Genomic DNA, 19,024 nt, shown 5'->3' with positions numbered 1-19,024 from the left:
TGTAGAGTAGTCATAAAAAAAGTCAGCTAATTGCTGACTTTTTTATACTGTAGGGTCGTATGGATAAAATTATTCAGTTACCACACCCATTTTACTAAACTTATCAATTCTTTCAGTAACTAATGTGTCGCTATCTTTAGCTGTCAATTCTGCAAGATCTTTCAACAGCTGGCTTTTTAGATTAGCTGCTGCTGCTGCTGGATCTTGGTGAGCACCACCTAGCGGTTCAGGGATAATACCATCAATCAATCCATTGCCCAACATGTCTTCTGAAGTCAATTTTAATGCCTCAGCGGCTTTTTCTTTATGATCCCAGCTTCTCCATAGGATAGAAGAACAAGATTCAGGTGATATGACCGAATACCAGGTATGTTCCATCATGTAAACCCTGTTTCCAACGCCGATACCCAAAGCTCCACCTGAAGCTCCTTCGCCAATAACAACGCAAATGATCGGAACTTTCAATACGGCCATCTCCATGAGGTTACGTGCAATCGCTTCACCCTGTCCGCGTTCTTCAGCTTCAAGTCCTGGATAAGCACCCATCGTATCAATTAACGTGATCACAGGTTTATTGAACTTTTCCGCCATTTTCATCAAACGTAATGCCTTTCGGTAGCCTTCAGGGTTAGCCATTCCAAAGTTGTGGAATTGACGCTCTTTGGTGTTTTTACCTTTTTGATGACCGATGATCATAACGGCATTACCATCAATGGAAGCCATACCACCGACAATCGCTTTATCATCTTTCACGGTTCTATCACCATGCAACTCGATAAATTCGTCGCAGATAGCTTCTATATAATCATAAGTCTGAGGGCGATCCGGATGGCGTGACATTTGAACGTTCTGCCAACCTGTTAAATTGCCGTATATTTCTTTTTCAGTAGAAGCAAGCTTTTCTTCAAGCTCACGAACGGTTGCGCTCATGTCAACTTGAGTTTTTTCGGCAACTTGAGTTACCTTTTCAATTTGCAATTGCAAGTCTGCAATTGGCTTTTCAAAATCAAACGTGGTTTTCATATATCTATTTTATGAAAATATTCAGAGGGCTAATTTAGCGCATTTTTTCTGAAATTAAAATTAGGGAGGATAATATCATTGGAATTCCTTTGTTACATTTGCGTTATAATCGTACTGGTGGCTTAGTTTTTGATTGTAGGCCTGTGAAAAATGTTGACTTATGCTGAAAAAATATTTTTACTTTCTTTTGTTACTGATCTTACCCACACTTGTTCGATCAGAAAGTTATCCTGAGGTTTTATTTGACAATAGTGTTATCAACGGGAGTTATGCGAAGAGTATCGCTCACTATACTGGTGAATCATGGATCCAAAATGTGAGCTATAGCCTTCCGGTTTCCGATAGTTTGTTTTTTACGCCAGGCAATTCGCTTTCTTTGCGGTACGTTTCTTCTCCTAATGGTAAGTGGGAGGCAAGCATTTTAAACGACAAACAGAAATTTCCCTATTTAATTGCCAAGGATGACCAGCTAACTTTTAAGCTTTTTATTCAAAGCAATACTGAAAAGGGGCAATTGCCAAAAGTTACCTTACAACAACATGATACAAAGACGAACGCTGTGGATATCGCAAATTATATCGATGATTTTGCTTATGATACTTGGCTTAATGTTTCCATTCCAGTCAATAAATTTGGAGGAATTGCATTAGGGAAGTCTGTTTCGGCGTTAATTTTGGAACAGAATGGAACTGCACTGCAGACAAATCAATTATTTATCGATCAAATTGAGTTTTTGCCCAAAAACTATCCAAAGGTAAGACTTTCATCAGCAGCTATCTTATCTAAGATCAGTTCCGTAGATAAACAAGTCGAGCTGGTTTGGCAATTACCGCTAACACCAAGTATTCGCTATGTGAAAATCTACCGTTCGGAAGATAAACTCAATTTTCAGCCAATAGCAATTCTACCTATCTATGTGCAGAAGTCGCTGGATAGGGTGAATGAATATAACAAAACTTATTATTACAAAATCGCTTGGGTAGATTATAATTATGTTGAATCTCCTTTTTCTGAGGTTAGGGAGGTACAGACAAAAAAGGGGACGGATAAGGAAATGTTAAATTTTATCCGGAATGCTCATGTGAATTATTTTATAGACAACTATGATGTGAATAGTGGTATGTTTTTGCCTGACCGAGGCAATAGACAAGCTATTGTATCTACAAATGAAACTGGCTATGCGATCTTGGGTTTGCTTGTGGCAGGAGAGAACAACTTGATCTCGCGACAAGCTCTTTTGGTGAGGTTAACACGGATTGTAAAATTTTTGAGTAGTGCACAACAACATCAAGGGGTCTTTACAGCGCTTTACGATGGACGGTCAGGGGTGCCTTATTATCGCGATTCGATTCCAACGTACGATTTGCGCGGAACCTCCCATATCCTAGAATCGCTTTTAATCGCCCGACAATATTTTTCTAAAGAGGATTCTGAGGAACAGGCCTTGAGGAATGCTATTACGAAGCTCTGGGAACGCATAAACTGGAACTATTTTACGGACACACAGAATCCGGATGTACTTTGGAATAAGTGGTCTCCTGTAGACAGTACAGCGAGATCGAAGCCTTTGGGGGGATTTAACGAGAGTCTGGGCACTTATTTGCTGGCGATGTCTTCACCTACCCACCCTTTAGCTATTTCAGCTTATATCAATGGATTTGCAACCAAACATAAAGGCAACGAATTGTATTTTGGGGATGATGCCAATGATTTGGCTCCTGAACTCAAAATGAAATTAAATGATTCTTTAGCACGTTCAATAAGTGCAAACCCTTTAATCGGCGACGCTGGAAATGCTGGAGTTTCGATCTACTCCGACGACAAAGTTATTTTTGCCAAGAATATTGCCGGCGGCAGCTTAAATGAATCATTGATGTCTGTTTATCGTCCTTTTTTGATTATGGATCCTAAGGGAAAAGTTGATGACTTTGTCGATTATAAGAAATATTTGTCAAATTATATTCTGGCCTATAAACGGAGAGATAATGAAATGAGCATAGGGACACGATTTACAGATATTTGGGGAGTGGAAAATGTGGAAGATACCTATCAGGGCTATTTGGTGAATCCTGCGATATCTATTGCAGCTTACCCCTTTGAAAAGGAGATTGGTCTAAAAGCATTACGTAAGTTTTACGAAGAATACGCCGATGTGTTGTTTACACAATATGGTTTCAGAAGCTGGATTGATATTAAAAACAACGATGTTTCTGAAAGCTATCGTGCGAGGAATCAGGCGACGATTGCCGTAATGATCGAGAATGCAAATTCTGGCATGATCTGGAAATTGTATGAGAATATTCCTGAGGTAAAAAAGACTTTAGAGAAAGTATATACCAAGAAATAGATTTGTTACGTTAGATATGGCGTAGAAGGGATGTCATATTGGACTTTTTTCGCTATATTTACTTGCTTAAATCGATATTAAATACGTTAGAACGACATGCTTAGAAAAATTAATTTGGGGATTTTAACCTTATGTGCAAGTTTATCGTTATTTTCCTGTAAACAACAAGCTATTGTAGTCAATCCAGGTGCTGTTGTAACAAAAGATGGAACTGATGATGGTTTGAAAAATGTGAAGAAGGATTTTAATGATGCGAAAAGAACTGATGAGGGGATTAAGTTTAGTATATCGTCTGATTTATTGTTTCCAACAAACTCTTCTTACCTATCTGAGAAGGCAAAAACTGAAGTTAGTAAATTGGCGTTGATCTTGAAAGAAAGTAATAATAAGATCAAAGTTGATGGGTATACTGATGCTACGGGTACTGTTGAGTATAATCAGTGGCTTTCCGATAAAAGAGCAGCGTCTGTTAAGAAGTTCTTAGTAGATTCAGGTGTTGCTGAATCACGCATCACGGCAAAAGGTTTCGGTCAGTCAAATCCAGTTGGCGATAATAAAACTCCGGAAGGACGTCAAAAAAATAGAAGAGTGGAAGTTACTATTTTGGATAAAAAATAGTTTATCAGACCAATTCTTAATATAAAAAAAGCGGGATATTTAAGATATCCCGCTTTTTTTATATAGTTATATCGCGGTTTTAAACCGCTGTGTCTTTTCTCCCGAAACAAGGTATTTTAAACAGGAGACATCGGAATGAGGACTGTTCTGTGGGATTGTTTTCGATAAAATCCGAGCCTAGGGGAAATAGCGTAGAAAAAGATGAATTTAGAAGAAGAAGATCATAGACAGAAGCCAAATTTTAGGGAAGCCATGTGGTTTTGGTTTGTGTTAGGTTGGATAAGTTTTGGTGGAACAACCGGCCATGTGACCATTATGCACGATTTTTTGGTCGAAAAGAAAAGATGGGTCAGCAATAGGAAGTTTTTTCAGGCACTCAATGCATGTATGCTGTTGCCGGGACCTGAAGCGCACCAATTGACGATCTATTTAGGATGGAAGCTACACGGCTTAAAAGGAGGTGTGTTGGCCGGATTATTTTTTATTGTTCCTTCACTTCTTATTATATTTGGACTCAGTGCGCTATATGCACATTATGGCAACACAGCATTGCTTATAGCTTTATTTTCGGGTTTAAAACCTGCAGTTCTAGCGATCATTATATTTGCAACCTTTCGGGTGGGGCAGAAATCTCTTGTCAGCATATGGCATTATTTGGTCGCATTGGCCGCTTTTCTTCTATCCTATTTTGCTGGTATTCCCATGCCCTGGATTATTGTGGGGGTGATCGCTTTCGGTCTACTACTCTATGCAATCTTGTCAAAAACTTCCAAAATAAATGCCCATCATGAAAAGGAAGATAAGCAGCTCGAATCGGCTTATTATATCAATACGCTCGAAAAACTACCCACGGTATCTTACCGTCGTATTTCTCTTCAGGTTCTGCTGTTTTTGTTCCTATGGTTGATTCCGCTTTCCGTTTTACTGTTTTTTACTGTCGATATGGAATTTTGGAAGACACTTTCTTTTTTGTTTACAAAGTCTGCTTATTTGACGATTGGAGGTTCTTATACAGTCATTCCTTATGTTGCAGCCCTTGTGACAGAGAAATTGTTTTGGCTTTCCAAGAGCCAGATGATAGATGGATTTGCGCTTGCAGAGACCACCCCGGGACCTTTAGTGGTCGTTTTGGCTTATGTTGGTTTCATGGCTGGCTTCAATCATTTTCATCAGTCCTATTCCATGGCAGCAATAGGTTTGATCGCCACAGCATATTTTACATTTTTGCCAAACTTTGCCTTGATTTTTGTTGGAGCACCACTGATCGAACGGACCCAAAAAAATGCATGTATACAATTTATCCTATCTTTGGTAACGGCATCGGTAGTTGGTGTAATTGTTAATTTAGCCTGTTATTTAGGGTTAGGAATTCTATTTCCAAGTGGGGGCAGTTCTTGGTATACTATTGAACCGATGGCTTTGGTCTGGGTGCTATTTTCACTTTTTCTTTTATTCAACTATAAAATAGGCATGTTGAAACTTATACTGTTAAGTTTGGCCTACGGTTTTCTCTTATTTTTATGGCGATAAAATAAAAATGTCCATCGACTGATGAGCTTCGTAAGCAAGTTTATTAAAGATTGAAGGGAGTTCAGTGAATTTGATAGGGCTATTCGGGGTTACACACGTGCATAAACAAGAAAAGCCCATCGTTAGATGAGCTTTCTTGTACCTAGGGCGGGAATCGAACCCGCACTCCCTTAACGGGAACAGGATTTTAAGTCCTGCGTGTCTACCAGTTCCACCACCTAGGCAGGTGAGCGAAAAACGAGATTCGAACTCGCGACCCCAACCTTGGCAAGGTTGTGCTCTACCAGCTGAGCTATTTTCGCATTGGAATTTTATTTCAATTTTTAAAAGAACCTTGCGTTCCTTTTTGGTGATGCAAATATAGAGCGAAAATTCAATATTGCAAAATATTTATTTACTTTCTTTTGATGTTTTTTATAACTCCTTTGAATTCAGTATAGAAAAAATTAAATCACTCTCAAATCCGCGGGATAGTGCAAACTGATAAACTTTGTTTTTAATTGCATAGCGGTCCTTGCCACTAATTTCACGGAGTTTTTTGTCAATGATATGAGTTAAGATTTGTTCATATTCATCGAGATCGATTTGCTTAAATGCAATTTTTATCAATTGTTCGGATACCCGTTTTGCCTTTAGTGCCTGCTTGATTTTTACTTTGCCCCAGCCTTTCATGCGGAGCTTTCCGTTACAGTAGGCAATAGCAAAGCGTTCTTCATTTAAAAAATTATCGGCGATCAAATTGGCCAATATATTTTCGACTTCTATTTCGTGTAGTCCCCAGCTGTAGAGCTTATCGCGTACTTCTTGCTGTGCGCGTTCTTGATAGACGCAATAGCTTTCCGCTTTCAACTGTGCCTGATGCTGCGTTAATATCTTCTTATTTCTTTTTTCTTCGTCAAACATATTGTCAAAATTTCAAAAATAATATGAAATAACTAAAAAAATGTTCAGTTTTGACACAATCAAAAAATATCAGGAGAATGTACAAAATATCGGAAATCGCCCAGATTTTACATCCCAATCGCACATTTATCACGGATCCCAATTCTTTTGTCCAGCATTTATTTTACGACAGCCGTAAAATTGTCCAAGCGGACAACGGGATTTTTTTTGCACTTCAGAAGAACAGAGATGGTCATCGGTATATCCGGGAAGCCTACGACAAAGGAGTTCGTAATTTTGTGCTTCAGATCGATAGTGCACAGGAAATGGAGTTTTTGGATGCTAATATTCTTTGGGTAGCGGATAGTTTGGTCGCTATGCAGGAACTGGCAACTTTTCATCGGCAGAAATTCGATTATCCTGTCATTGGAATTACCGGTAGCAATGGTAAAACGATTGTAAAAGAATGGCTTTTTCAGCTGATGTCTCCTGAATATAAGATCTATAGAAGTCCCAAGAGTTATAACTCTCAGCTCGGTGTGGCACTTTCGTTATGGGGATTATCCGATCAGTATAATCTTGCGCTAATCGAAGCGGGAATTTCAGAAAAAGGAGAAATGCTGCGCCTTGAGCAGATGATAAAACCGACCATAGGACTATTGACCAACATTGGTGTGGCACATAAAGCTGGTTTTAAATCGAAGGAGGAAAAGATTTATGAAAAGCTCGAGCTGTTTAAACATGTTGAAACCATGATTTTTCCGAATAGTTACCTTGAAAATGTTCAATTGCCTTATAGGCCACGAAAATTTTCCTGGGGGCTTGATGAGGGACTTTCTTTGGAAGTGTATTCCATCAAACAGGTTAACGACCGATTTACTATGGTAACCTTCTATTATACCGGACGCACCTTTGCAGTTGAAGTACCCTTTGTAGATAAAGGAAATGTTGAGAATGCCATAAATTGTGTAGCGGTGATGCTACGTTTTGGTTATGAAAATGAAGTGATCGCATCAAGAATTAAAGAGTTGCAGCCTGTAGCGATGCGTCTTGAGTTAAAAAAAGGAAAAAAGAATAGCTCCATTATCGATGACTCGTATAGTAATGATCTGGATGCCCTACAGATAGCTCTGGAGTTTTTAAATCAGCAGGGACAGCATCCGTTCAAGATGTTGATATTATCGGATATCCCCGGTGTTAATATCGAGGATGAAAAAAGTTTATCCAAGCTGAGACGTTTGCTTAGTGAGTATCGTTTGGATAAATTGATATTGATAGGTGAAGTATTGCCTAAAGTGGCTGCACAATTTGATGTGCCTTCCATTTCATATAGCGATACAGCCGCTTTTTTGGCCGATATAAAGTCGCTTTCTTTTGAAAATGCGACGGTATTATTGAAAGGAGGACGGGAGTTTCATTTTGAACGTATCAGTCAGCTTTTGGTTGCAAAATCACATGATACAGTGCTTGAAATCAATTTGAATGCACTGGAAAATAATTTGAACGTATACCGACAGTTGTTGCCAAAACAAGTGAAGTTGATGACGATGGTCAAAGCCTTTTCTTATGGTAGTGGAAGCTTCGAGATAGCAAATCTTTTGCAATTCAATCGGGTAGATTATCTGACTGTTGCTTTTGCGGATGAAGGAGTTGACTTGCGGGGCGCGGGCATAAAATTGCCTATTGTGGTGATGAGTCCGGATGAAAGTTCTTTTGAGTCCATCGTTCAGTATAACCTTGAACCTGAAATTTATAGCTTTAGAATATTGTTTTCCTTTTTGAATTTTCTGAAAACGAAACAAATAACTTCCTTTCCGATTCATATTAAGATTGATACCGGTATGCATCGGTTGGGTTTTATGCCTGACGAGGTCGATCGTTTAATAGCTGTGTTGCGTACGGAGGCGATTTTAGAGGTTAAATCTGCATTTTCCCATTTAGCGTCTGCAGGCAATGAAAAGGATCGAGAATTTACACAGCAACAAATTGATCTGCTGGATGAGTTTACGAAACGTCTAGAAAGTGGTCTAGGATATTCCTTTCTACGTCATATTGCAGCAACATCCGGTATTGAACTGTGGCCGAATGCGTATTTTGATATGGTAAGGTTGGGGATAGGTCTTTATGGTATCGATATTGAGCGTCATGATTTACCCATTAGGGAGGCGAGTACCTTGAAAACTAATGTGACGCAAATTAAATACCTCCCGGCAAGTGAGACCGTAGGTTATAATAGGCACGGTGTCCTATATAGAGATAGTAAGATCGCGACAATTAAAATTGGTTATGCGGATGGTTACGATAGGCGTTTTGGTAACGGTGTCGGTAAAATGTTGGTAAACGGTTTTTTAGTCCCTACTATTGGCGATATCTGTATGGACATGTGTATGCTGGATGTAACGGATGTGGAAGTTGGAGAGGAAGACGAAGTTATCGTTTACCCTGATATAAAGGCAGCAGCGAAGGCTATAGGAACGATCCCATATGAACTGCTGACCAGTATTTCCCAACGCGTAAAAAGAGTATATTTTTATGAATAATAAAGGATATTCTGCATTTTTGAATAATATTTGATTTTCAATTCATGTTTAGCAAATTAATCAGAGGGTTTATTAATTATTTGATACGAGGTATCCTGGTGGTGGTTCCTCTAGCTGGTGCTATTTTTTTAATAGTTTGGATTGTTGCATCAGTTGATTCGGCATTGAATCTAACTGAACATTTTTTGGAGGATGATAGAGGTCATCCTTTGTATATTCCGGGAATAGGTATTCTGACCGTTATTTTGGTGTTGGTTTTGGCTGGGCTTATTTTTACAAATTTTGTTACAGATCCAATTAAAGTGTGGATTAATCATCAGATCCAACGTATTCCACTTTTAAATACTTTATATTCTTCGATTAAAGATTTTACGGAGGCTTTTGTTGGTGATGCAAAGAAATTTAATGAACCTGTCTTGGTAACGGTGAATGAATTTGGTCTGAAGAAGATAGGTTTTTTAACGCAACATGATTTAAAAAGCATTGGTCTTGAAGAAGATGTTATGGTGTATTTTCCATATTCATATTCTTTTGCGGGACAGGTTGTCATTATCAGTGCAGACAAGGTGAAAAAATTAGATATGTCTCCAACGGATGCCATGAAATTGGTTGTATCCGGTGGGGTGAGCGGAATAGCCCATTAGTACTTTTTTGCAACAGTTGACTTTAAGATATACTCAACAAAAAGGCCGGAAATTGTCCAACGATTCCCGGCCTTTTTGTTTTCGTCTGTTTTGTCCTTCTAATTGTACGCCCATTTGGCAGATACGTTTGCGATTGACACGTTTAAATGAAAAAATAGTGCGGCTAATTTTTTTTCTGACCTAAGGTCGGATTTACTGGTGGGATTGGAATATAGCCGTCATCTCCAGGAACTTTTGGAAATTCATGTTTTTCCCATTTTTCGCGCGCTATTTTTAATGTTTCAATATCCGAAGCGACAAAGTTCCAGTCGATATAGCGTTGTTCAGGAAAAGGTTCGCCACCGAAAATGTACACTGAAGTACCCGCCTTCATTTCGAATTCACATAGTTTCGCATCCTTGGCAACTAAAATCTGCTTTGGACCGAATTCCTGACCTTCCGCATGAACAGTCCCATGAAGGATATATAATCCACTTTCGCCATATAGATGATCACCTAGTTTAATAGTTGCATCTTTTTCTGCTTTGATTTCAATAAGGTATAATGGGCTATATACGGGTACCTCGGAACGATGATCTTTAATTTCTCCTGCAATTAAGCGATAGGATACACCATCTTCGGTCCAATGTGGAAGTTGCGGTTCTTCTATGTGAACAAAATTAGGTTCCATTTTTTCGAGTTCTTTTGGTAGGGCCACCCAAATCTGTAGTCCATGTAGGTCGTGCGGTGTGGATCTCAGTTGTTCGGGGGTTCTTTCGGAGTGTGTGACACCCTTACCTGCCGTCATCCAATTGACTGCCCCAGGTTTGATCTCCACGGCATTTCCTAAGCTGTCACGGTGCATAATACTGCCTTCGAATAGATAAGTCAATGTTGATAACCCGATATGCGGATGTGGTGCAATATCCATAAAGTGCGGTTCGGCAATGTTATCAGGTCCCATGTGGTCGATAAAGATAAAAGGGCCGACCATACGTTTCTGCCTGAAAGGAAGAAGTCGCCCAACTAAGAAATTGCCTATGTCAGCGGCTCTTTCTTCAATAACTATTGCAATATTTGACATAATGTTTCCTTATTTTTGTGTTTCTAATCTACAGCAATTTAAGAAATGTCAAGTATAATCAATCGTTTTTTGGGTAAAAAGAGTGTAAGAAATGAAGAGCTTTTGGCACTGGCGGATAGGTTGTCTTTTAGGAACAGTCAGCTGGACAGTTTTTTGATCGATCACCTTATACAAAGTAATAAAATAGATCCAGCGGACTTTTTTGCTTTTCAAAAACAGTTGCTTAAGCTTCATGTTGACCGATTTGAGTCGATACAGGTGCAGCTTAGCTTATTGAGCCAATATTTGCAGTTGGCTGAACGTTTTCTTCCAGCAGGTTTTTCAATCAAATGGGAAAATAGGCTTCAGTCTCAGGAGGAGATTATGTTGCCGCCGCTCATTCTTTTTCCTGTGGTACAGCACGCTGTTGAAAATGGTTATAATACGATGGCCTCTCATCCTGTCCGGATCCGATTATCGGGCTCATCCAAGCTGATTATGCTCGAAGTTAGCTATCGGGTGAATCATTATCTGGAAAGTCAGTTTAGCAGCACACTGATAGGTGATTTTCGACAGCGATTGGAGTATCTTTTTCCGGAAAAACATAATTTACTGTTGAATAGTAACAGCAATACCTCTCGAATAACTTTAACTATTCACCTTTAGATGATATTGAAGTGTTTTAATGCATTCCAGATGCCATTTTCATCAACGCTGTCTGTTATATAATCTGCAATTTCCTTTACCTCGGGGTTTGCATTCCCCATAGCAATTCCAATATGGGTGTGCGCTAGCATTGTAATATCGTTTCCACCGTCGCCAAATGACATGGTTTCTTCTAAGGTGAAGTTGAAATGGTCTAAAAAAACATCTATTCCGATTTTTTTGCTTTGCCCCATCGGGTTGACATCAGCAAAAATGGGTGTCCATCTCGAAGCAACTGAATTTGGCATCACATTTTCCATGAATTCAGCTTCTTCTTCAGGATTGATGAAAACATTGATCTGCATAACGGAGTCCAGATCAAAATCCTTTTCGTAATCCCGAACTGGTGGGGTAGGGACATTGACCTGCTGGTACATTCGGAGTACCTCCGGTGTAACCTGGTTCAAGGAAATTTCCTTTTCAGACATAAAGGAAAAAGTCAGGTCTTCACGCTTTTTAGCATAATCCAATAAGGAGCGAATGTCTTTTTGAGGAATGTTATTTTTATAAATGACTTCCTGTTCCTTTGTGACGCAATATCCGCCATTGAAGGTGATATATCCATCAAAATCGAGGTAACGAATATGTCCTAGTTGATTGTAGGATCTTCCTGTTGAAACAAATACCTTGATGTTTTTTTCTTTTAATAATTGAAATGCCTGTTGAGTAGATTCGGGAACTTGATGTGTTTTGAAACTTAGCAAAGTTCCATCGATGTCAAAAAAGATAGCTTTAATCATGGATTTTTGGGTCAAAATCAAATATACTAAATACTTAGGATAGTGTAACTATTACAATATTAAATTTGAGCTGTTTTATCTCCTATATGGGAGTATCTGGTTTTTAATTATCTTGAGGATACATACCCGAATAGAAAATTGTGGGGCTGTAAATGGTCAGTTGCGGTTTTAGATTTGGCCTGATATTGACTCCTTCGATGTGCATAAAAAAAGGAAGATCGAGAAGTTTATGCTGCTGTTTCTTGTTAAAGCGGAACCAGCCGGCGGTATTGTGTAACGCCAGATTTTCTTTAGTGGATTTTCGCAAAAATCTGACACAATCTTCTCTAATAATTTCGTAAATTTCAAGTTCAAAAAAATGTAAATTGTCTTGTATTTAATGTGTTGTATTAAAGAGGGTTAGAATTTTATGTATATTATTTTCGATACGGAAACGACGGGTTTGCCTAAGCGTTGGGACGCACCAATTACCGATACGGACAATTGGCCTCGCTGTATTCAATTGGCTTGGCAGATTCATGATGAGATGGGGAATTTGGTCGAACATCACGATTTCTTGATTAAGCCAGATGGATTTGATATACCCTATGACTCTGAAAAAATACACGGCATATCGACTGCGTTGGCAGAAGAACAGGGATTGCCGCTGCAAGAGGTCCTAGAGAAATTCAATATAGCATTGAATAAAGCCAAGTTTGTTGTTGGACAAAATATTGGTTTTGATTTGAATATCATGGGTTGTGAATTTTACCGTTATGGTGTCACGTCCAATATGGCTAATATGCCTGTACTAGATACCTGTACGGAAGTAACAGCTGAACTTCTGAAAATTCCAGGCGGTCGTGGTGGACGCTTTAAACTACCCAATTTGACCGAGCTGCATTCCTATTTATTTGGAGTGCCATTTGCTGAGGCACATAATGCAACAGCCGACGTTGAGGCGACAACACGTTGTTTTTTGGAACTTGTAAGAAGAGAGGTATTCACAGCTGAAGAACTTCAGGTAGACACAGGCTACTTCGTCGATTTTAAAACTAAAAATCCAGGCCCTGTACCTACTGCAGGACTTCAACATATCAATTTAAAAGCGGCCTCTGATGAGATTAGAAAGCGGTCTGAACCAGATGAGGTTAAAGTTGTTGTTGACGCGGATGCACTGGCTGCTTTAAAGCGTGCAAAATTTGCCCATTTACATAATCACTCTCAGTTTTCGATCCTGCAGTCAACGATGTCATACGATAAGTTAGTGTCGGCAGCGGTAAAGGATAATATGCCTGCTGTTGCGTTAACGGATCACGGAAATATGATGGGGGCTTTTGAGTTTGTTTCTCGTGTTATAGGTCATAATAAAGAAGTTGAAGCACAAAATGCGGAGGCAGTTGAGAATGGAGAGGAGCCTACCGGTCAGCTTTTAAAGCCAATTGTTGGTTGTGAGTTTTTTGTTTGTGAAAACCACAAAGATAAGTCCAGGAAGGATAATGGTTATCAGATTGTGTTATTGGCGAAAAATAAACGTGGGTACCATAATTTGGCTAAACTGGCTTCTTTTGCTTATACCTCAGGTTTCTATTATGTGCCGCGGATTGATAAAGATCTTATTCTTCAATACAAGGAAGATGTTATTGCTCTGTCAGGTAACTTACAGGGGGAAGTCCCGAATAAAATATTGAATATTGGTGAGAGCCAGGCCGAAGAAGCCTTGGTGTGGTGGAAAGAACAATTTGGGGATGATTTTTACCTGGAATTGATGCGTCATGGTCAGGAAGATGAGGATCGTGTGAACCAAACGTTGCTTAAATTCTCCCGTAAATATCAGGTTAAAGTTGTTGCGACCAATAATACATATTACGAGAAGAAAGGCGATGCGCATGCACATGATATTTTGCTGTGTGTGAAAGATGGTGAGAAACTTTCCACGCCAAAAGGTCGCGGGCGAGGGTTTCGTTTTGGTTTACCGAATCAAGAGTATTATTTCAAGTCTTCAGACGAAATGAAGACTTTATTTAATGATCTGCCTGAAGCGATTTTAAATATTCAGGAGATTGTTGATAAGGTAGAGATATTTAAGTTAAACCGCGATGTCCTTTTGCCTAAATTTGATATCCCTGAGGAATTTCAAGTGGAAGCCGATCTGGAAGATGGCGGAAAACGTGGTGAAAATAAATACCTGGCCCATCTCTGTTATGTGGGGGCGGAGAAACGCTATGAAGAAATTACGACTGATATTCGGGAGCGCCTAGACTTTGAGTTGGCTACCATTGAGAAGACTGGGTATCCAGGCTACTTTTTGATTGTTCAGGATTTTATTGCGGCAGCCCGAGATATGGGAGTTTCCGTGGGACCGGGTCGGGGATCTGCTGCTGGTTCGGCGGTAGCTTACTGTCTGGGGATTACCAATATCGATCCGATTAAATATGACTTGCTTTTCGAGCGTTTCTTAAATCCCGACCGTGTGTCGATGCCCGATATCGATATCGATTTTGATGACGAGGGTCGTGGACGTGTCATGCAATATGTAATCAATAAATATGGTGCTAGTCAAGTTGCCCAGATTATTACCTATGGTACTATGGCAGCGAAGTCATCCATCAAAGATACAGCGCGTGTATTGGACTTACCTTTGGGGGATGCCAATGAAATTGCCAAGCTAATTCCGAATCTTAAGTTATCCAAGATTTTTACCTTAGATGATGCCGGTTTAAAGGAAAAGCTAAGGACTGAGGAAATTGAAGCCGTCAATAGATTGAAATCTATTGCGGATGGTGCTGGATTGGAAGCGGAAACGATCAGACAGGCCCGGGTGCTGGAGGGTTCTGTACGAAATACCGGTATTCATGCCTGTGGTGTTATTATTACACCAGACGATATTACTAATTTCGTTCCTGTTTCTTTGGCAAAAGACTCTGATCTTTATGTGACGCAGTTCGATAACCACGTTGTTGAAAGTGCCGGTTTGCTGAAAATGGACTTTTTGGGTTTAAAGACACTGACACTGATTAAAGATACTGTTGAAAATGTCAAATTAAGCCATGGTATTGTGCTGGATCCGGATCAATTTCCGATCGACGATGAGCTTACATATGAGCTCTTTCAGCGTGGAGAAACCATAGGGGTGTTCCAATATGAATCTCCTGGAATGCAGAAATACATGCGCGACCTAAAGCCGACAGTATTTGCCGATTTGATTGCGATGAATGCACTCTATCGTCCGGGACCAATCGAGTACATCCCAAGTTTTATTAAGCGTAAGCACGGTATAGACCCTATTGTTTACGATTTGGATGCTTGTGAGGAATACCTCAAGGAAACCTACGGTATTACAGTTTATCAGGAGCAGGTTATGCTCTTGTCCCAAAAGCTGGCCGGATTTTCAAAGGGTGATGCCGACGTCTTGCGTAAGGCTATGGGTAAGAAGCAAAAGGCTGTACTCGATAAGATGAAGCCTAAGTTTGTTTCGCAGGCAGAGGAGAAAGGGCATAATGCAAAAGTTCTGGAAAAGATCTGGACCGACTGGGAAGCTTTTGCGAGTTATGCATTTAATAAATCCCACTCGACCTGTTATGCTTGGGTTGCTTATCAGACCGCTTATTTAAAAGCACATTTTCCTGCGGAATACATGGCTGCGGTACTTTCTAACAATATGAATGACATCAAGCAGGTGACATTCTTTATGGAGGAATGTAAGCGTATGGGACTAGAGGTGCTTGGTCCTGATGTGAATGAATCCTATTATAAGTTTACGGTAAATGAATCTGGAGCTATTCGATTTGGAATAGGTGCGGTAAAAGGTGTTGGGGCAGGAGCGGTGGATGCTATCGTGCAAACGCGGCAATCAGGATTGTATAAATCTGTTTTCGATATGGCTAAACGAATAGATCTTCGTGCGGTCAACAAGAAAGCTTTCGAGAGTCTGGCTTATGCGGGTGGTTTTGATAGTTTTGATAATACGCATCGTGCCCAGTATTTTCATTCGGATGAAAGTTCAACAGGAATGGAAAAGGCGATACGATTTGGCCAGCGCTTTAAAGAAAATGAAAGTTCGGCTCAGGCGAGTCTGTTTGGTGTAGGCGGGGCCGCCGAGTTGCCGGAACCGGTTTTGGCGCCATGTCCGCAATGGGGATTGATTGAAAAACTTAAATATGAAAAAGATGTTATTGGTATCTATCTGACGAGTCACCCCTTAGATACCTACCGGTTTGAGATTGAACATTTTTGTCAGAATTCGGTTTCAGATTTGGCCTTGATCAATAAAGTTAAGGCGGCAGAGGTCGATGAAGAGACTTTGCTTGAGTTTAATCGGATCAAGAATAAAGAGTTGGTTATTGGTGGTATTATCGCATCGGCAAACCATCGATTGACGAAGACTGGTAAGCCTTTTGCATCATTTATTATAGAAGATTATAGTGATTCTTATGATATGGCTGTTTTTGGCGAAGAATACGTCAAGTTGAAGGGGTATTTGCAGGAAGGCTATTTTGTGCAATTACGGGGGTTGGTACAGGAGCGTTTCAGACAGGTTGGAAATTGGGGCTTTGAGCTGCGCAGTGTGCAGTTGCTATCGGATCTTCGTGAGAAGATGGCTAAGAGTTTTACGATCAATATCCCTTTACCTAAGCTGAACGAAGCATTTCTTGACGGAATCAAAGATATACTGGCGCAAAATGAGATTGAGGGGGTTGTGCCAAATTGTCAATTAAAGTTTAAAATTTGGGATCCCCAAGATGAGATATCTGTCGAAATGCCAGCTAAAAGTCTGAAAATAAACCTAACAAATGAATTTTTGGACTGTATAGATAAGTTTGAAGGGATAAATTACCGATTGAATTAGTTTGGATTGGAATTTGTGTAATTAAGATTACAAATACATTGGTAGTTGTTACTATCTTTGTTTATTGATTTTAGCAATTAAATAGTATTATAGATATAACTTCGGTTTATAAAATTAAAAGATTATGGCATTAGAAATTACAGATAGCAACTTTGAAGAAGTTGTCTTAAAAGCAGACAAACCAGTATTAATCGATTTTTGGGCAGAGTGGTGTGGTCCTTGCCGTATGGTAGGTCCTGTGGTTGAAGAATTGGCTAAGGATTATGAAGGTAAAGCTGTTGTAGGAAAAGTGAATGTAGATGAGAATCCAGAGATTTCTGTTCGTTATGGCATTCGTAATATTCCAGCTTTATTGTTCTTTAAAAATGGAGAAATCGTTGATAAACAAATTGGAGCTGTTCCAAAATCAGTATTGAACGAGAAATTAGAAAAACAATTAGCATAATTTAGCTAAACAATAGTAAAAAGCCTGAAATATTGTATTTCAGGCTTTTTTTTTGCTATTAAACTTCCTTTATTTTATTTTTATTTTGTGTTTTTCTGATTTTTATATTGATTTTATTCTTTTTATACTGTTTTTATGTGTTTATTTACGTTTTTTTTGTTGTTTTTATGTTTTTTATTAATTATTTGTAGTATTGTAATGGTTTTTAGTGCTCTTATATCCTGTTTCTTTGTTAGTATTTTTGAAAATTTAAAACTATTTATGATTTTTTGATAAAATATTCAATTTAATTTGTAAAAATGGATATTTTTTACTTCTTTTGGGTATTGAAATTGGTTTTCGATAAGAATTTGTTTCGATTTTTCGGTTTTGATGTTATTTTTTCGACTCGGTGTTTTGGGAGTTGTTTTTTTTTAAAAATTAGAGATTGATAAAGATTTTCCCTTTCAAATACCCTAGATTATGCCTCGCGTTGCTCTCCGTAACGCGAGTTTTTTTTGGGGTAAGGTAAGGGGTAAAACAAAAGCGGCTATCCGAAAGGATAGCCGCTTTATATTATTGACTAAATAAACTGAATTATTCAGCAATTACTTCGAAAGGAACTTGAACTTTCACTTCTTTGTGTAAGTTTAAGTTAGCGATGTATTCACCTAATTCTTTAGGTTCTACTTCGAAAGTGATACGACGACGATCTACATCAAAACCTTTTGCTTTCAACGCATCAGCAATTTGGATGCTGTTTACTTTACCAAAGATTTTACCAGATTCACCTGCTTTAGCACCGATTGAAAGTTTGATAGCTTCCAATTTACCTGCTAATTCAGTAGCGTCTTTTTTGATTTTTTCTTGTTTGAACTGAGCTTGTTTGATGTTCTCAGCTAAAACTTTCTTTGCAGATTCAGTCGCTTGGATAGCAAATCCTTGCGGGATTAAGTAGTTACGACCGAAACCTGGTTTTACATTAACGATATCGTTTTGCTCACCTAAGCCTTTGATATCTTGTTTTAAAATTACTTCCATTCTCTATCGTCCTCCTTATTTAATTGCATCAGCTAAGTAAGGTAATAAGCCGATGTGACGAGCACGTTTAACAGCTTGAGCTACTTTACGTTGAAATTTCAAAGATGTACCAGTTAAACGACGAGGTAAGATTTTACCTTGATCATTTACGAATTTCATCAAGAAGTTAGCATCTTTATAATCGATATATTTGATACCATTCTTTTTGAAACGACAGTATTTTTTACGGTTGTCCTCTACTTTAGGAGCAGTTACGTATTGGATATTTTCGTTAGCCATTAGTTTGCGCCCTCCTCAGTTTTAGTTTCAGCTTTTTTGTTGAATGCACCGCTACGTTTTTTCTCGTTGTATGCTTTAGCATGTTTGTCTAAGCTTACAGTCAAGAAACGCATAATGCGCTCATCACGTTTGTATTCAACCTCTAATTTATTGATTAATTCACCTGGAGCCTTGAATTCAGTTAAGTGATAAAATCCAGTAGTTTTTTTCTGGATTGGATACGCTAATTTTTTCAAACCCCAATTGTCTTCAGCGACAATCTCGGCTCCGCCTTCTGTTAAGATGTTTTTGAATTTTGCGATTACTTCTTTCGCAGCATCATCAGAAAGCAACGGGGTAAGAACGATTACAGATTCGTACTGTTGCATTTTGTTAATTAAT

General features: G+C 39.0%; 15 protein-coding genes and 2 tRNA genes. 8 read left to right on the top strand and 9 right to left on the bottom strand.

The genetic code is table 11. The annotated features are described in order from the left end of the window. Positions 1–69: 69 nt before the first annotated feature. Complete coding sequence (locus AB1Z56_RS15880) at positions 70–1,023, bottom strand: acetyl-CoA carboxylase carboxyltransferase subunit alpha (protein ID WP_153844744.1); 954 nt, start codon at positions 1,021–1,023, stop codon at positions 70–72. 160 nt (positions 1,024–1,183) lie between these two features. Here AB1Z56_RS15880 and AB1Z56_RS15875 point away from each other — a divergent pair, with 160 nt between their 5' ends. The 3 genes from AB1Z56_RS15875 to chrA all read left to right on the top strand — a co-directional run bounded on the left by AB1Z56_RS15875 (position 1,184) and on the right by chrA (position 5,518). Continuing rightward, positions 1,184–3,370 (top strand): glucoamylase family protein, encoded by a 2,187-nt coding sequence (locus AB1Z56_RS15875; protein WP_309366303.1) that lies wholly within the window; start codon positions 1,184–1,186, stop codon positions 3,368–3,370. A 96-nt stretch (positions 3,371–3,466) separates the two neighbouring features. Beyond that, on the top strand, positions 3,467–3,988 hold the full coding sequence (locus AB1Z56_RS15870) for an OmpA family protein (protein WP_046671760.1): 522 nt from the start codon (positions 3,467–3,469) through the stop codon (positions 3,986–3,988). A 201-nt stretch (positions 3,989–4,189) separates the two neighbouring features. Next, on the top strand, positions 4,190–5,518 hold the full coding sequence (gene chrA / locus AB1Z56_RS15865; protein ID WP_309366305.1) for a chromate efflux transporter: 1,329 nt from the start codon (positions 4,190–4,192) through the stop codon (positions 5,516–5,518). A gap of 139 nt (positions 5,519–5,657) precedes the next feature. On the opposite strand, the gene AB1Z56_RS15860 is transcribed toward chrA, so the two are convergent. The 3 genes from AB1Z56_RS15860 to AB1Z56_RS15850 all read right to left on the bottom strand — a co-directional run bounded on the left by AB1Z56_RS15860 (position 5,658) and on the right by AB1Z56_RS15850 (position 6,421). Continuing rightward, positions 5,658–5,742: transfer RNA gene (locus tag AB1Z56_RS15860), tRNA-Leu, on the bottom strand. Between the two features lie 5 nt (positions 5,743–5,747). Beyond that, positions 5,748–5,820 (bottom strand) — tRNA-Gly (locus AB1Z56_RS15855). A gap of 112 nt (positions 5,821–5,932) precedes the next feature. Next, positions 5,933–6,421 (bottom strand): regulatory protein RecX, encoded by a 489-nt coding sequence (locus AB1Z56_RS15850; protein ID WP_309364020.1) that lies wholly within the window; start codon positions 6,419–6,421, stop codon positions 5,933–5,935. Positions 6,422–6,498: 77 nt separating this feature from the next. Between AB1Z56_RS15850 and AB1Z56_RS15845 the strand changes: the two genes are divergently transcribed. Next, positions 6,499–8,940, top strand: coding sequence for a bifunctional UDP-N-acetylmuramoyl-tripeptide:D-alanyl-D-alanine ligase/alanine racemase (locus tag AB1Z56_RS15845; protein WP_309364022.1), 2,442 nt, complete (start codon positions 6,499–6,501; stop codon positions 8,938–8,940). Positions 8,941–8,984: 44 nt separating this feature from the next. Next, complete coding sequence (locus AB1Z56_RS15840; protein WP_309364024.1) at positions 8,985–9,584, top strand: DUF502 domain-containing protein; 600 nt, start codon at positions 8,985–8,987, stop codon at positions 9,582–9,584. A 163-nt stretch (positions 9,585–9,747) separates the two neighbouring features. On the opposite strand, the gene AB1Z56_RS15835 is transcribed toward AB1Z56_RS15840, so the two are convergent. Continuing rightward, positions 9,748–10,647 carry a pirin family protein gene (locus AB1Z56_RS15835; protein ID WP_309364026.1) on the bottom strand — a complete coding sequence of 300 codons (900 nt, stop codon included), beginning with the start codon at positions 10,645–10,647 and terminating at the stop codon, positions 9,748–9,750. Positions 10,648–10,692: 45 nt separating this feature from the next. On the opposite strand from AB1Z56_RS15835, the gene AB1Z56_RS15830 reads away from it, so the two are divergent. After that, positions 10,693–11,292 carry a hypothetical protein gene (locus tag AB1Z56_RS15830; RefSeq protein WP_426789624.1) on the top strand — a complete coding sequence of 200 codons (600 nt, stop codon included), beginning with the start codon at positions 10,693–10,695 and terminating at the stop codon, positions 11,290–11,292. Here the strand turns inward: AB1Z56_RS15830 and AB1Z56_RS15825 are convergent. Next, positions 11,289–12,071: a Cof-type HAD-IIB family hydrolase gene (locus AB1Z56_RS15825; RefSeq protein WP_309364030.1), complete on the bottom strand. Its 783-nt coding sequence runs from the start codon at positions 12,069–12,071 to the stop codon at positions 11,289–11,291. The two genes, AB1Z56_RS15830 and AB1Z56_RS15825, sit on opposite strands and share 4 nt — an antisense overlap. 409 nt (positions 12,072–12,480) lie before the next feature. Between AB1Z56_RS15825 and dnaE the strand changes: the two genes are divergently transcribed. Both dnaE and trxA read left to right on the top strand, forming a co-directional pair. Beyond that, positions 12,481–16,899 (top strand): DNA polymerase III subunit alpha, encoded by a 4,419-nt coding sequence (dnaE, locus tag AB1Z56_RS15820; RefSeq protein ID WP_426789623.1) that lies wholly within the window; start codon positions 12,481–12,483, stop codon positions 16,897–16,899. 124 nt (positions 16,900–17,023) lie between these two features. Continuing rightward, positions 17,024–17,344 (top strand): thioredoxin, encoded by a 321-nt coding sequence (gene trxA / locus AB1Z56_RS15815; RefSeq protein ID WP_046671752.1) that lies wholly within the window; start codon positions 17,024–17,026, stop codon positions 17,342–17,344. 576 nt (positions 17,345–17,920) lie between these two features. Here the strand turns inward: trxA and rplI are convergent. From rplI to rpsF, 3 genes are read right to left on the bottom strand one after another with little or no spacing between them, the layout of a single operon-like run. Continuing rightward, positions 17,921–18,364 carry a 50S ribosomal protein L9 gene (rplI, locus tag AB1Z56_RS15810; protein ID WP_046671751.1) on the bottom strand — a complete coding sequence of 148 codons (444 nt, stop codon included), beginning with the start codon at positions 18,362–18,364 and terminating at the stop codon, positions 17,921–17,923. 15 nt (positions 18,365–18,379) lie between these two features. Then, positions 18,380–18,643: a 30S ribosomal protein S18 gene (rpsR, locus tag AB1Z56_RS15805; protein WP_028071347.1), complete on the bottom strand. Its 264-nt coding sequence runs from the start codon at positions 18,641–18,643 to the stop codon at positions 18,380–18,382. After that, positions 18,643–19,011, bottom strand: a complete 369-nt coding sequence (gene rpsF, locus AB1Z56_RS15800) for a 30S ribosomal protein S6 (protein WP_046671750.1) — start codon at positions 19,009–19,011, stop codon at positions 18,643–18,645. Before rpsF ends, rpsR begins: the two co-directional genes overlap by 1 nt. Positions 19,012–19,024 lie beyond the last annotated feature (13 nt).

The organism is Sphingobacterium sp. WOUb80 (genome assembly GCF_050058145.1).
In the GTDB taxonomy this organism is placed as follows: domain Bacteria; phylum Bacteroidota; class Bacteroidia; order Sphingobacteriales; family Sphingobacteriaceae; genus Sphingobacterium.
The sequence above is the reverse complement of the archived record's forward strand: the minus strand, read 5'-3'. Positions and strand labels throughout refer to the sequence as shown.

Excerpts from the sequence above, each read along its gene's own strand:
- dnaE (WP_426789623.1), top strand. The coding sequence starts at position 12,481 with ATGTATATTATTTTCGATACGGAAACGACGGGTTTGCCTAAGCGTTGG.
- trxA (WP_046671752.1), top strand. The coding sequence starts at position 17,024 with ATGGCATTAGAAATTACAGATAGCAACTTTGAAGAAGTTGTCTTAAAA.
- AB1Z56_RS15850 (WP_309364020.1), bottom strand. The coding sequence starts at position 6,421 with ATGTTTGACGAAGAAAAAAGAAATAAGAAGATATTAACGCAGCATCAG.
- AB1Z56_RS15880 (WP_153844744.1), bottom strand. The coding sequence starts at position 1,023 with ATGAAAACCACGTTTGATTTTGAAAAGCCAATTGCAGACTTGCAATTG.
- AB1Z56_RS15840 (WP_309364024.1), top strand. The coding sequence starts at position 8,985 with ATGTTTAGCAAATTAATCAGAGGGTTTATTAATTATTTGATACGAGGT.
- AB1Z56_RS15870 (WP_046671760.1), top strand. The coding sequence starts at position 3,467 with ATGCTTAGAAAAATTAATTTGGGGATTTTAACCTTATGTGCAAGTTTA.
- AB1Z56_RS15875 (WP_309366303.1), top strand. The coding sequence starts at position 1,184 with ATGCTGAAAAAATATTTTTACTTTCTTTTGTTACTGATCTTACCCACA.
- rplI (WP_046671751.1), bottom strand. The coding sequence starts at position 18,364 with ATGGAAGTAATTTTAAAACAAGATATCAAAGGCTTAGGTGAGCAAAAC.
- AB1Z56_RS15830 (WP_426789624.1), top strand. The coding sequence starts at position 10,693 with ATGTCAAGTATAATCAATCGTTTTTTGGGTAAAAAGAGTGTAAGAAAT.
- AB1Z56_RS15845 (WP_309364022.1), top strand. The coding sequence starts at position 6,499 with ATGTACAAAATATCGGAAATCGCCCAGATTTTACATCCCAATCGCACA.
- rpsR (WP_028071347.1), bottom strand. The coding sequence starts at position 18,643 with ATGGCTAACGAAAATATCCAATACGTAACTGCTCCTAAAGTAGAGGAC.
- chrA (WP_309366305.1), top strand. The coding sequence starts at position 4,190 with ATGAATTTAGAAGAAGAAGATCATAGACAGAAGCCAAATTTTAGGGAA.
- AB1Z56_RS15825 (WP_309364030.1), bottom strand. The coding sequence starts at position 12,071 with ATGATTAAAGCTATCTTTTTTGACATCGATGGAACTTTGCTAAGTTTC.
- rpsF (WP_046671750.1), bottom strand. The coding sequence starts at position 19,011 with ATGCAACAGTACGAATCTGTAATCGTTCTTACCCCGTTGCTTTCTGAT.
- AB1Z56_RS15835 (WP_309364026.1), bottom strand. The coding sequence starts at position 10,647 with ATGTCAAATATTGCAATAGTTATTGAAGAAAGAGCCGCTGACATAGGC.